This is a genomic window from Myxococcus sp. CA040A (assembly GCF_013336725.1).
GTDB lineage: Bacteria > Myxococcota > Myxococcia > Myxococcales > Myxococcaceae > Myxococcus > Myxococcus llanfairpwllgwyngyllgogerychwyrndrobwllllantysiliogogogochensis.
The window spans coordinates 28,537-42,100 of the sequence record NZ_JABUMR010000008.1; the positions used below are offsets into that span (position 1 = coordinate 28,537).

Annotated in this window: 10 protein-coding genes; 8 read left to right on the forward strand and 2 right to left on the reverse strand. The window is 65.4% G+C overall.

Annotated elements, in window-relative coordinates; all coding sequences use genetic code 11:
• Positions 1-209: 209 nt before the first annotated feature.
• From HUA75_RS33205 to HUA75_RS33240, 8 genes are all read left to right on the forward strand, one after another.
• The gene (locus HUA75_RS33205) at positions 210-1,301 is read left to right on the forward strand and encodes a hypothetical protein (protein WP_217446397.1); all 1,092 of its coding nucleotides are present in this window, start codon (positions 210-212) and stop codon (positions 1,299-1,301) included.
• Entirely contained in the window at positions 1,298-1,960 is a 663-nt protein-coding gene (locus HUA75_RS33210; RefSeq protein ID WP_174459106.1) for an AHH domain-containing protein, read from the forward strand. Before HUA75_RS33205 ends, HUA75_RS33210 begins: the two co-directional genes overlap by 4 nt.
• A 23-nt stretch (positions 1,961-1,983) precedes the next feature.
• A complete protein-coding gene (locus HUA75_RS33215; RefSeq protein WP_371745618.1) occupies positions 1,984-2,556 on the forward strand; it encodes an imm11 family protein in 573 nt (190 codons plus the stop codon).
• Between the two features lie 22 nt (positions 2,557-2,578).
• Positions 2,579-3,409, forward strand: a complete 831-nt coding sequence (locus HUA75_RS33220) for an Imm49 family immunity protein (protein ID WP_174459104.1) — start codon at positions 2,579-2,581, stop codon at positions 3,407-3,409.
• Positions 3,410-4,007: 598 nt separating this feature from the next.
• Complete coding sequence (locus tag HUA75_RS33225) at positions 4,008-6,077, forward strand: hypothetical protein (protein ID WP_174488672.1); 2,070 nt, start codon at positions 4,008-4,010, stop codon at positions 6,075-6,077.
• A 162-nt stretch (positions 6,078-6,239) separates the two neighbouring features.
• Positions 6,240-6,761 (forward strand): hypothetical protein, encoded by a 522-nt coding sequence (locus HUA75_RS33230; protein ID WP_141644406.1) that lies wholly within the window; start codon positions 6,240-6,242, stop codon positions 6,759-6,761.
• A gap of 73 nt (positions 6,762-6,834) precedes the next feature.
• Positions 6,835-8,223, forward strand: coding sequence for a tRNA (N6-isopentenyl adenosine(37)-C2)-methylthiotransferase MiaB (gene miaB, locus HUA75_RS33235; protein WP_174488673.1), 1,389 nt, complete (start codon positions 6,835-6,837; stop codon positions 8,221-8,223).
• A 26-nt stretch (positions 8,224-8,249) separates the two neighbouring features.
• Positions 8,250-8,765, forward strand: a complete 516-nt coding sequence (locus HUA75_RS33240; RefSeq protein ID WP_141644408.1) for a gamma carbonic anhydrase family protein — start codon at positions 8,250-8,252, stop codon at positions 8,763-8,765.
• A gap of 160 nt (positions 8,766-8,925) precedes the next feature.
• On the opposite strand, the gene HUA75_RS33245 is transcribed toward HUA75_RS33240, so the two are convergent.
• Positions 8,926-9,546 (reverse strand): hypothetical protein, encoded by a 621-nt coding sequence (locus tag HUA75_RS33245; protein ID WP_174488674.1) that lies wholly within the window; start codon positions 9,544-9,546, stop codon positions 8,926-8,928.
• Entirely contained in the window at positions 9,547-13,086 is a 3,540-nt protein-coding gene (locus tag HUA75_RS33250) for a hypothetical protein (protein ID WP_174488675.1), read from the reverse strand. It abuts the gene before it with no gap.
• Positions 13,087-13,564: the final 478 nt, after the last annotated feature.

Below are 13,564 nucleotides of genomic sequence, written 5' to 3' on the forward strand. Positions count from 1 at the left end.
CCCGCAAGGGGTGACAAGGGCTTGTCAGGTATCTTCGGGCCCGTCCTGAGGCACCGCGCGCCCGGCGTGGAGGAAGGCGTTCGACGCGTAACGCGGAGCCGGCGTCTGTCCTTCCCATGCGCTCAGTGGCATACTGGGAGTTCGGACTCTGGGAGGGAAGTCGGATGGCATCCCACCAATCAATGTCAGTCACCGTCGGGCTTTGCGCCATGGGCGCGGCGACCTCCCTGGGCCCTGTCACCCAGGCCGCCGCGGCTGCGAGGGCGGGCATCGTCCGCGCCAGTGAATTGGCGTTGAGCACCTGCCTCGATGAGGTGACGTCCGAGCGCGTTGCCCTCGTGGGCCACACCGCTGGCCCCCTGACCGAGGGATTCGAGGGAATCGGTCGGCTCGTACAACTCGGTGTCGCGGCCTTGGAGGACCTGGAGGCGACCGTCCACGGAGACTGGTGGGGGCAGCTCGACTTTTTCCTCTGTCTTCCTCGAAGCCTTGGACATGGGACGAGTCCGACAAGGGAGTCCACCGAGGTCGCGGGGTTGCTGGCGGCCCGGCTCCAGGCCGAGGCGCGCTTCATTCCCACGCCGATGTCACTCCATCTCTTCCAGGACGAGAGAGGTGGGACCATTCAGGCACTCACGAAGGCCATGGAGTTGCTCGCGGCACGGCGGTGCGACCAGGCGTTGGTGCTGGCCTGCGACTCACTCGTGTCGCCAGAACGAATCGAGGCACAACTCGAGACGCGTCGCCTCAAGACGCCCGATTATCCGGTGGGGTATTTGCCGGGCGAAGGGGCCGTGGCCTTGCTGCTGGAACGTCGGGACGCAGCCCGCGAGCGCGCGCGGCCTCCCATTGCCTACCTCTTCAGTCCGGTGACGGCCCAGGAGACGCAAAGCCGCGATGCGAAGGCTCCTCCCATGGGGCGGGCAATGGGGGAGAGCCTCACCATGGCCCTGGTGCGAGCAGGCGCCACGTCGATTCCGGAGGGAAGTCTCTATCTGGACCTCAACGGGGAAGAGTTCCGGGCGAGGGAGTGGGGCCAGACGTTGCTTCGGGCGCGGGACGCATGTCGCGTCGAGGAATGGAGGTCCGTCATTCCTGCCCTGAACTTCGGTGAACTGGGGACCGTGTCCCCACTGGTCTCGGTCTGTCTCGCCACGCGAGCCTTCGCCCGAGGCTACGGCCCAGGACGGCACGCGTTGATTCTGGTGGCCGGCGATGACGGCCACCGCGCAAGCGTACTGCTCGAACGCGGGCCCGACCTTCGGAGTCCGCCGTCGATGACCGCGGGGAGGGCGCAATGAGCCTTGTGAAACACATCGCGAAGACGCGCAAGCGGGAGATCGTCACGCAGCGGGTGAGCGGCTTCCAGAAGAACTGCAACACCGGCTTCGAGAGGCCAGGGTTCTGGGAGGCACATCACATCGTCTGTGTGTCCTCCGTGGGAAAGCGAAGGGGGGACTATCCCAAGTCGCCGCCAGACCTCGCCGACTACATCGAGGCGTGTCTATGGGTGACGCCGTGGGACATCAACGCCGCTCACAATCTCATCGGACTCCCCTTGAACCGGCAGTACCGGGACTCCGATGGAGAGAGCCCCGTGGACCTTCCTTCCCACCAGGTGGACCACAACACCCGGGATGGGTTCACGGACGAGGTTTCGAAGTACCTGAAGGAGAATGTCTGGTGCTCCCTCACCGCGAAGAAGAAGGTTCATGACGTCGACATCGCGAAGCTGAAGGAGGAGCTGCGAAGCGCCAGTATCGAATTTCGTGGGCGCCTGGAGTCCCGTGGCACGCGAAAAGGCGGCACGAAGCTCTGCTGGAGGAGCCGACACGACGAGGGCTTCGCGCGCAAGTGGTACTACCCCTTCTCGATGGGGAAGACGCCCAGCCATCGTTCTCCCGGCGTGGCGTATTCGCTGCTGGACTCCATCTTCAAGAAGATCAAGCTGCCGTTCTGATACCTGAGGTGAACGTGAGCGTCATGCCCGTCGTCTGGGAGTGGGATGTCGGAGATCGTTTTTGTGTCCTGGATGGCGTCCTGAATGTCGAGGACGAGTATCAGCTCAGCAAGGGCGTCAGCCGGGCACAGGGCTTTCCGGCCGATGCGAGCTTCGCCATGTCCGCCAAGCACCGGAAGTACATCGCCCTGGCGGATAACATCAGCAACCTGAACCGGGCGCTGGTGGTCTCCCGCCGGCTGAAGGACGTGATCGAAGCCAGGCGGCCGCGCGACGTCGAGTATCTTCGCGTTTCAATCATCGACCACAAGAAGAAGGTCGCCAGCGATGACTACTTCATCGTCAATCCGTTCAAGGTCGTCGACTGCATCGACAAGGATAAGTCCAAGTACCGGTGGAACAACATCGACCCGGAGAAGATGAGCTCCTGTACGAAGCTGGTGCTCAAGCCGGAGGCAATCAATCCAGAGCTGCTCCTGTTCCGACCCCAGCACCTCGAATACTACGTCCTGGTCCACCCGGACCTGGCCGCGGCGCTGGAGGAGGAGGGGTTCACGGGCCTCCGCTTCACGCCCATCGACGAGTTCGAGTCCTGAGCTGCCCGGAGGGTGCATCTCGATGAGCTTGCACGCCCAGCAACAAGACATCATGGAAGAGCTCCAGGAGCATCTGGCCACCATCGCCGGGGGTGCTCCCGCCGTGGAGCTGGGGCGGGTCTACGAGGAGGTGGAGCAGTGCTTTCAGGCGACAGCCTGCTGTGCCTTGCTCGTGGCCGCGGACAGAGCGAGCTTCCAGAAGCACCTGTGCTGGGCGGCGCTGGCACGGCGGGATTATCTCCGTCGCATCCGTGACGAGGGCCTTCCGAACGATTTTCGGTGTGCCAGGGGCCGAAGCGAGGCCTTCTTCTGCGCGGTGGCCGCGGGCGACATCGCCTTGGCTGTCGAGATTGGCGACCTGTCTCCCTCGGTGAGGATACCGGATGGGGAATACGAAGATGACTTCGCGTATCAGTGTTTTCTCCACCAATGCCTGAAGCGCGCCGACCCAGTCGTCAGGGGGACAGTGCTTCGGCGATTCGAGGCGGCCGTCAAGGACAGTCACTCGAGCCGCTTCGACGTATGCACGGCGTTGCAGCAGGGCTCTCGCGAGGATTTCGAATCAGCCTTGGAGGCAGTCATCGATGGACACTGCCTGGAACAGGACGACCTGCGGCCTCACTCCGAGGATGTGTCGACGTTCGAGCCGCGAAGCCGCGTCTTCATCGAGGGGCTGGCGCTGCTTCGAATCGCGAGCACCCAGGGGCTCCACTCCACGGCACGGACTTTTCGCCGATGCCCATGGAGTGTCCGTGAGTACGCCCTTGAGGGCAGGCCGGACGATATCTTCGCGGAGATGACGAAGCTGAGCGGAACACGGCGGCCCACGCGCCGAGGCTCGTCGCCGGCCTGACTCCCTCGTGCGTCACGGCGCGCTCCCTCAAGCAGGGGTGGCGCCGGGGTTGGAGGAGGAGATCCCCGTCCATCCGCCAGAGCATGAAGGCCCACCGGAGTCCCTCTCCCTCGAGCAGAAGAGCGATCTGATCGCCTTCCTGCGTCGGCGCTGAGCCGCACCAGCGAGTCACAAGTGAAGTTCCTGCGCGGCGCAGGAGCGAAGCCCGTGGTGCCCGCCCGCCTGCTACCCGCAAAGCGCTCCTGTTCTTCTCATCCTCGCGCCAGGCGTCCGCCGAGGACGCGAACGCGTTCTTGGGGAACGCGGGCCGTGCATGCCCTGGAGCGCTCGCTCGCCCTCCAGGCGGGCTGAGTGTGTTGCGGCACAGCGCTTGCTGTGCCTTGAAAAGTCGCCCGCAGTGGCACGGCGAGAAACCGCATCGTGCCTCTCGATCTTGGCGCAGGCCCCTCTTGCCTGCCCTGCGCCATGCATGACGACCTGGGTAACGCCGCTTGGGAGCCCTCATCGGCCTACGTCCTCCCCGGACGCCGCCCACGGACGTCGACACGAAGCTCACGCATGTCTTTTACGCGCGAAGTCCTCGCGATGGATCCGATACATGTCTTGTGGAATTTGTGGGAAGAGCGTGGGGGCGGGCCAGGGTGCAAAGGCCGTTTTCTGCACCTCCTGCACGGAAGATCTGAAAGCAGAAGGCGTCCCCGTCGACTGGGCCACGAAACAGTACCTGGCGACTCGACTCCAATCGACCCTGCAGACGCTCCAGCAGCGTTATCAACGCTTGCGCGCCCAGTCGGCCGCTGGCTCGGGCGCCGGCGCCGTGGCATCCAAACCAAGCAAAGAACAGGTCCCGAAGAACCCCAAGGGGGCGGCGACAGGGTCAGCCGCTGCCGCTGCCGCCGCAGGGGCCTCTTCACTGGGAAAACACTGGGAAGGGAGAGTGGAGCCTCGTCGACGCAAGCCGCTGACGCCTGAACAGCAGATCCAGTTGGACTCGCTCTATTCGGATTTGCAGCTCCCGTATGTGGACATCCTGGTCAACAGTGCGGACCAGAATGGTTTTGGCGACCTGATCAACGGCCTGCATACGGGGCGTCTGCTTCACCAGGGGACGGGATGGAGGATCGTCGCCACCTCGAACCATTCCCAATTCGACACGATGCTGTCGAGTTTTCCGTGGGTCAGTAAGGTGCAGGAAGTGGGATGGAGTCCGGATATCTCCCTGGAGACTCCTGCTGCCACCACTACGGAGGGGGATCTGGCTGTATCGGAGTATAGCTATCGCGTCGGGAGGGCGCTGGACGTCTTCACAAGGCAGTCGGGGTTGGGGGACGGTGAAATCGGTATCATGATCAACAAGGAGTTGAGAGCGCCGATCCCACTTGCCGAGTTGAAGCTGTCCGATGCCGAGAAGTCCGATGCCGAGAAGTCCGATGCCGAGAAGTCCACAAAGGCGCTTTGTGACTTCTTGAGGAAGTACCACCAGGGGTGTCGGTTCTTTTTTGGTTATGGTGCCGGCCAGAAGTCCAAGGCTCGATACGATCTTTTACTGGATCGCGTCGTGTTTGATGTCGGCATCAAGAATGCCATCGTCTTGCCCGTCAATCACAATCTCATGGAACAGGGCGGAGCGGGCGGTAAAGGTCGGCGCAATAAGGCGTCATACATCGGCGAGTATTGTCGGACTCGAGGACTCCGCGTTCTGGAGGTCGAGAAGAATAAGTGGTTCAGTGTGTCTACTCTGATCCAGGATGATCGGACGACAAAGGTTGTGGCCATGGAACCGGGCGCGGTGATTCCTTATTCCGTCATGCAGAAACTGTGGCGCGCCGCGGATAGGTCATTCACTATCGCAGAGGGGGATCAGTCTTTCGGTGAGGCTATTTCAGCAGGCATCCCGATGGCCTATCAACTCTGGCCTGATGGCAAAGGCATAATACACAAGCAGGCATTGTTTGATAATTTTGTCAAGAGGAGTGGCGGTGGTGATGTTGCTGAGTTTATCAGGGTATGTGCCAACTATCCGGATGGAGGAGTCGATGTTCGGCAGAGGGATTGGATTATCGAGCGCTGCAATGACAGGGATTTTTTGCGGCGATATGTCAATTCCATGGATCTGATCGCGAGCAATCACGATATACAGGGGCGACTGCAGTGCTTTGTCAAGCGGCACTGGTTGCGAAATAACCGGGCGCGGTTGCTGGGAATCAATTCGGATCTCGGTGCTTTGGTTGGAGAGATTGTCGAACTGGAGGATCGCGGAGAGTTCGATCTGGTTGTGGCGCAGACCCGGAAGATGGTTGCAATGTATCGCGCGGTGATCTTTGACTTCAATGTCAAGCAGGGGGTTCTGGATAAAGGCCCGGGTTCTGTTGCTAAAAGGGCCGCAGCCGTCAAGGACGCCTTGAATCCAGGGCCGGGCGGCGCAGCCGGGGCTCTGACTCATCCCCCTGTCGCGACGGGGACGTTCAATCCCGAACTCCTGAATTTGATTTCGGACTATGAGCGCACGGACGTTCTGCCCGCCATGGGTCCGATGGGGGCGGCAGGCGCCTCGCCAGCGGCAGAAGCGGCGGCAGCGGCAGCGGCGGGCGCCGCCCCTGTTGGCGTATCGGCCGCGGCGGCAGCGGGGGTGGTCTCGCCTTCAGGGAAACAGGGAGCCTCCTCGTGAGCTGAACGAGCGCATCCTGGCGAGTGCATGTTCCGTGGGTGGGGCCGCTCGGTGGCGCGCTACCTGGGCATGTTCAGATTCGCGCCAGGAGAGGAGTGTCGCGAACCCTACCGCGACGGGACGGGCCCTGTTACACCTGCCCGGCCTTTCCCCAGGAGTCCCATGGCCCCCTCCCTCTTCGACGACCACGGCTACCAGGACGTCCCCAACCGCGAGACGGGTACCCACCTCTCCGCGGCGGATGACCGGACCCTTCGCATGGCCATGCCGCCCGTGGACGGCGCCTTGCTCGATGCCCTGGTGCGCTACCAGGAGGCCTTCCTGGCCGACGTGGGCTCGGCCAGAGGCTCGGAAGCCCTGGCCCGTGCCCACGCCCTGGCCCAGACGGCCTCCGGCCTGGATTCCCAGGCGCTGGAGCAGGGCATCGCCATGCTGCGCGCCTTCGGCGGCCGCCGGTGGACGGCTCGGAAGCTGGACGACAAGCTGCGTCAGCTCGAAGGGGCCTCGGAGGCTTCGGCGGAGGAGCTGCGGACCCGCGTCCGGGACGAGCTGGGCAAGCAGGAGCGGGAGACGGTGGCCCTGGGCCGCCGCTATGGCGAGGCCACCCTGGCGCTCCTCCGGGAACGCGAGGGCTCCCTCCTGGATCTCCACACCCGGATGACCGGACTGCTCAGTCAGGGATGACCGCGGGCCCCGGTTCGGTTGATTTCCGTGCCCGACCGTCGCATAAGGGCACGTTCTTGCTCAGAGAATCCCCATGAAGCGCTACTTCATCCACACCTTCGGCTGCCAGATGAACGTCAACGACTCGCTCCGCATGAGCGAGGTGCTGGCGAAGATGTCCTACGAGCCGACGCCTGTGCCGGAAAACGCGGACCTCATCATCCTCAACACCTGCTCCATCCGCGAGAAGGCCGAGGACAAGATGCTGTCCGCCCTGGGCCGCTACAAGCCCGTAAAGGCCAGTCGCGGCGCGCTCATCGGCGTGGGCGGCTGCGTGGCCCAGCAGGAGAAGGACCGCCTCATCAAGAAGGTGCCGTACCTGGACTTCGTCTTCGGTCCCGACAACATCGCCCGCCTGCCGGACATCATCGGCCGCGTGGAGTCGGAGCGGGAGCGGGTGGTGGAGACCGCCTTCGTGGACTCGGAGGAGTACGTCTTCCCGCGCGCGGACCCGGAGACGTCTCGCGGCAAGGTCACCGAGTTCGTCACGGTGATGAAGGGCTGCGACAACGTCTGCTCGTTCTGTGTCGTCCCGCACACCCGCGGCCGTGAAGTGAGCCGCGCCTTCCCGGAGGTCCTCCTGGAGGTGGACTCACTGGCGAAGGTCGGCGTGCGCGAGGTGACGCTCATCGGCCAGAACGTGAACTCGTACCTGGGCGGTGTGTCCTTCGCCCAGTTGCTCCTGCGCACCGCCGAGGTGCCGGGCATCGAGCGCGTGCGCTTCACGACCAGCCACCCGCACGACCTCTCCGACGAGCTGATTGAAGCGTTCCGTACGCAGCCCAAGATTGCCCCTCACTTCCACCTGCCCGTGCAGTGCGGGAGTGATCGCATCCTGAAGATGATGCGCCGCGACTACACCGTGGTGCAGTACATGGAGCGGCTCAACAAGCTGCGCGAGGCGCGGCCGGGCATCGCCGTCACCACCGACATCATCGTGGGCTTCCCCGGAGAGACCGAGGAGGACTTCGAGATGACGATGAAGCTGACCGAGGAGGTCCGCTTCGACAACCAGTTCTCCTTCATCTACAGCCCCCGCCCCAAGACGGGCGCGGCGCTGCGCGAGAAGGACTGGGGCCCCATTCCGCACGAGGTGAAGATCGCCCGGCTGGAGCGCCTGCAGAAGCTGCAGCGTCGCATCAGCGCGGAGACGACCGCGGCCCTGGTGGACACGGTGGTGGAGGTGATGGTGGAGGGCCACTCGCGCTACGACGCCGCCAAGCGCTTCGGCCGCACGCCGGAGAACCGCACCGTCAACTTCGAGGGCGACGCGCCCACGGGTTCCTTCGTGACGGTGAAGGTGGATCGCTCCACGCCCAACCAGCTCTCTGGAAAGCAGCTGGCGGTGTTGCAGTTGCCCACCGTGGAGCCGCTGCCGGTAGCGCCGCCCGTCTCGCCGTTCCACGTCGTCGCGGAGGCCTGAGGGCCGCTCGCGCAAGAGGTGACTGCATGGCGCTGAGAGCGTTTCGCGGGGTGACCCCCCGCGTCCACCCGAGCTGCTTCGTGGACGACTCCGCCCAGGTGGTGGGGGACGTGGAGCTGGGCGAGGACTCCTCCGTCTGGCTCAACACGGTGATGCGCGGCGACGTGAATCCCATCCGCGTGGGCAAGCGCACCAACCTCCAGGACTTGTCCCTGGTCCACGTCACCGGCGGCAGGTCGAGCACCGTCATCGGTGACGACGTGACGGTGGGGCATCACGTCGTGCTGCACGGCTGTACCGTGGGCAACCGCGTCCTCGTCGGGATGGGCTCCATCCTCCTGGATGAGGTGGAGGTGGGGGACGACTGCATCATCGGCGCGGGGACGCTGCTGACTCCCGGGACGAAGATACTTCCCGGCTCCATGGTGATGGGGGCTCCCGGCAAGGTGAAGCGGCCCCTCACCGAAGCGGAGCGCGAGTTCCTCCTGATGTCCGCCCATCACTACGTGCAACTGGCCTCCGAGTATCGCGCCAGCCGCTGACTCGCGGGCGCGTCACTTTCAAGACGCTCGGCGAGGGCTGCTCGGTGGTTCTCAGGTGCCCGGCCTCGACGATGTGGTGTTCAAAGGCCTTGCGTTCCTCCCATTACACCTTGGAGCAGTGTGCCTCCAAACGTGAGGCATTGGTGCTGCGTGTGTTTGATTACGGGTCCCGGACGGGTTTGGCGATTCCTCCCCAGTCGTCGTAGTAGCCCTCAAACAGGTAGTGCCTCAGGTCGGGGGCCTCCGGCATCAATCGCGCCACTGGCCAGTCCTTGTCCGCTGGCTTGAGGGTGACGTCCCAGCCCAGGACGGTAAGCCCGAGTCCTTCCGCGACACGAACCAGTTCGCGCGCGGCGGGTTCGTGCCCGGGATGTGTCGCGAACCACTCCTGGCTGAGGAGGTCGAACATCTCGTGCCAAGGTTCGATGCCGGGAGGAGAGAAGCGGTGCCAGACTCCGGCGACCACCGGAGCCACGACGCTCAACAGCATCTGGAAGTACTCGGCGGGTTCCTCCGGGCCACGTCCCTCGAAGGACATCTCGGTTCGGCTAGGAGGGAGTCGGGGGCTCAGTGGACACTCGATATCGTAGTAGTTGTTGATGTCCCGTGGAGTGGTCTGCACAGTGGCGGGATGGCCCAGGAGCTGGGTGACGCTTTGCCTCAGCACCTCGAGCTGGCGCTCCTGGGTCTCGGCTTGGTTGGCGGGCTCTTCCCAGTACTGCCATCCATCTACGTAGATTCTGCGAAGCCGCGCCCTCAGTTCTCGTTCCACCGTGTCCATCTAGAACCCTCTCGCGAACCGCACCGCAATCTCGCGGCGGATGTCGTCAACGGTGCGTGTCCCGGCTTGGATCGCATTGGCATATGCCTGGATCTGCGCTTTCGTCAATGTGAGCTGACCTCCCTGGACATAAATTGAGTTCACTTTCAGGCCCCCCCCTGATTTCGGGCCCACCCAGCATTCGAGGCGATTGTTGCGCAGGCTGATATTGAGGCCGTTTTTTTCGGCCTCGGTGATGTTGCGCCCTCCCTTCCCGGAGAGTGCCTGCTCAATGAGGGTGTAGAGTTCGCGGCGGTTCGTGATGGTCCTCTCCGGGAAGAACGAGGTGACGTGCGTGTTGAGCTTTTTCTGGAGCTCCCCGATGCGCCGGACCGGATCGAAGTTCTCGACCGTATGGGCATTCAGGATGTGGTCCAACTGCTCTGGTGGCACTTCCACCGTGATCTTGTTGGCGGTTGTGACGTGAGTCGGGACGTCGCGGGAATCCGCGCGGGGCGGCTTGACGGCCGCCGGGTTCTCCAGGGCGTGAACATCCTTGGAGAGTGTGGGTAGGACCTCGTCCTCCAACTGCCTCAATCTCGTGGCATCCGTCTGGCTCAGTTGGGTCATCTGGCGCAGCCGGTCGTACTCGCCCTTCGCCTTGTTCAGCTCGGCGCGCATGCGGTTGGCGAAGTCCTCCACGGACTCCAAGTGGGGCCACGGGTTCCGGGTGTTCGCCGGGGTCGTCCCCGCCGTGACCAGGTCGTCCGCATGAACCTTGTTGAGGTAGTCCTGGGGATGGGTGCTCTGGCGGAGTTCGGCGAGCTGCTTGTTGCTGAGCCGCGTGGCCCCAGGCGTATGGACATCTGCCTCGGTGATGGTTCCCTGGACCAGCAACACCCAGGGATTGATGCGGCCCTCCAGCCGGAAGCGACGCCCCTGGAGCAGGATGCGGAAGCCTTTGAACCGGGTGCGGCTCAGCAGCCTGCCGCCGAGCGCGCGCAGGTTCTCGACGCCTCGCGCGATGCCTTTGCCGACGCCTCGAATCAGGACCTTGCCGCCCTCGAGCACGTAGCTGGCGCCCCCGCGAAGTACACGCGCCGCTCCCGAGGCACCTTGGGCCAGCGCCTGGGCGCCCTTCACCGCGCCCCGGGCCGTGGCGCGCGCCCCCTTGACCACCAGTCCGCCGGCCTTGAAGGTCAGCAGTGAGATGATCTCGATGGCCCCGGCCGCCATGCCCTTCGCCAGGCTCTTGCCTCCGCCCGCGATGTCTCCATTCCAGCCCTTCTGCAGGAAGTCGCGGACATGCCCGGCCAGTTGCATCACCATGAGCCCCGTGAAGAGGGACCCCATCACGCTCATGATGGGCATGAGCGCGGCCAGGAGGGCGCCTCCCGTCAGGATGTTGGCGATGATGAAGCCAGCGAGGGCGAGGACACCGCCCGCGAGCACATAGGGCCAGTTCGCGGACCACCACGCGGCCAGCCCCTTCTTCATTGCCTCCCACTTGATCGCCGCGCGCTCTCGAGGCGTGAGGCCATCGTCCGGGAACGCCTCTTGTCCCGCCTCCGTCTGTGTCTGGGATGCCGGAGCCTGCCCGGACGTGGGCAGTCCCAGCGCGGCGTCGAGCGTCCGGTTCGCCTCGGTGGATTCTCCGAAGACGACCGTTCCGTCGCCGCCACCCGTCTGTTGATGCAGCTCCGCCAGGAGCAGGGGAGGCAGCTGCTCCCCTTCGGCCACCGCATCCGCGCCGACGTTGGCCTCCGTCCAGGGCGGGCCGGGGAGCGGCGCGTCGGCGCCTGGGTCTTGCGTGGCCTGCGGCGTGGCGGGCGCCGTGCCTTCCGGGGACGCCGCGACCGCTGGCGGCATGCGCCCGGCCGCGGCGAGCTCCGAGGGGGAGAGGGGCTGGTCGAGGTTGCCCCCGAGCAGCTCCTCGTAGGCCGCCGTCTCGAACTGGCCGGGGGCCGTCTTCGCGGCCGCGACGAGGTCCGCGAAGCGGGCGATCAGCTCCTGCAACTCGCCGCTGATGAGCATGCCGACCACGGTGAGGAGGCCGTTGTAGATGCTCTGGACGAGTCCCAGCGCCTTGTCGATGGTCTCCGCCAGGAAGTCCAACACGGCGGCGACGCCTTTCTTGAGGACCTCCGCCGCGGTGTTGACGATCCGCGTGGCCGTCTCGACCGCCTGGTCGATTCGCCGCAGCATGCGGTCGCGGATGTCGGGGAAGGCCGCCAGGGCGATACCCACCAGGCCCTTCAGGATGGCCCCATAGGCCTGGATGAGCCCGACGATGGCCTTGCTCGCCAGCTCGATGGCCGCGAGCGCCAGCTTCTTGGCGGCGTCGAAGATGGCTTTGACCGCCTTGCGCAGGTTGTCATAGACGAAGTTGACGGCGGCCTTGAGGCCGTCGATGAGCGCCTTCGCCTTCGACTTCACCCAGCCCCAGAAGCCACTGGACTTCTTCTTGGCCTCGCGCTTCTTGCGTTCGACCTCGGCATCCGCGCGCTGACTCTCCGTACTCGCGTCCTGCTCCGCCTTGGCGATGTGGGCGTCGGCCTTGCTGTTGCCTTCCCGCGTCTCGGTCGAGATGCGGTCGCGATGGTCCGTCCTCGCGGTCTGTGCCTTGCCCTGGAAGTCCGCCTCGACGCGCGCGTGCTCTCCCTCCCAGTCACGTCGCGCGAGGCCGACGGAGGCGCGGGCCGTGGATTGCGCATCCGTCTGGGTGGAGCGGGCCTCGTCGCCCAACTCGGCGATGTCCTCATGGGCCTGCGCATGGGCCTGCTCGGTATCGCTCTCGTACTTCGCCTCTTCCTGCGTGTAGTGCTGCTGTTCGGCGCCGATGCGCTCCTGGAGCGGAGGGGAGACGCCAGCGTCGATGGAGGCCCGCGCCTCGGCGGGAATCGACAGCGCGGCGGCGGAGGCTCCAGGCATGGCGGCGGTTGCTCCCGCCTCTGACAGGTGCGGCCGGAGCATCGAAGGATCGGCCTCCGGGAAGATGGCGTTCTCTCCGAAGTCCCCCTGGATGTCCTGGGCAGCGTCGAGGCGAGCGGCGTGCGTCTGCTGGTCCGACGCGCCGTAGGCCAACTCCAGGTGTGTCGGGTCGGCGTCGCCGCTCAGGTCGACGGAGGGCCGCTCCGTGGCCTGTGTCGGCACTCCGGTGGTCTGCGGGCCCACGCTGGCGAGGGCCCCTTGTGCGCTGTGGGCGAGTTCCTGATCGCCGTCACGCTGTGCGTCGCTCGACTCGCCCGTGCCTCCCGCGAGGACCGCGGGCTCGGGAGGGGGCAACGCCGGGGCCTCGGGCACCAGCGGTCCCACGAGGGAGCCGCCTGGCCCGGTGGAGGGGGCGCTTGCCTGGAGCGGAGCTGTCGCGGCCCCCATGGAGAGGGCTTGTTCCGAGGGAACGCGTTCCTGGGCGAGGAGTCCCGTGGGGGTTGGCATCACGGGGAGGCGCACCTGGGCTTCGTCGCGCTGTGCCTGGAGGACGCCAGGGGAGGACTCGCTGGCCTGGGTGAACGCGGCCAGGGCCGCCGTGGCCGGTGTGCGCGCGAGGGATTCCAGCACGGCGCCGGGGCTCCCCGTGTCGAGGGTGGCTGGCGCCTCGGCCGTGGCACCAGTCCCGCCACCGTCGCCACTCAAGCCTCCGTCTGTCAGCGCCGGAGCCTCCGCCCTCACCGCCGCACGGGCGGGTTCGGCGCTTCGGGATTCCTTCTCGGGTTCTGGGGCGCTCGTTGCCGTGTTGGTATCGCTCGTGTCGGGCAATTCCGTGTCGGCACCGTCGACGCCTGGGCTTGCGTTCGCCCTGGCTGCGAGCAGGCTCGATTCGGAGCCCAGGTAGCGCGGAACGCCGAGCCCTTCGGGTCCGCGCGCTCCATCTTCGTCCAGCGCCGGTCCTCGACCTCCGAGGTACACGGGGAGCGTCTCGACTTCCGGCGTCCCCTGTCCGCCGAGATAGCGCGGAACGTGGTCCCGGCCGCGACGTGCCCCCTCTGGCTCGGGCGTCTCCTCCGGGTCGAGGCCCTCCCGCTCTTGCTCCCGAATG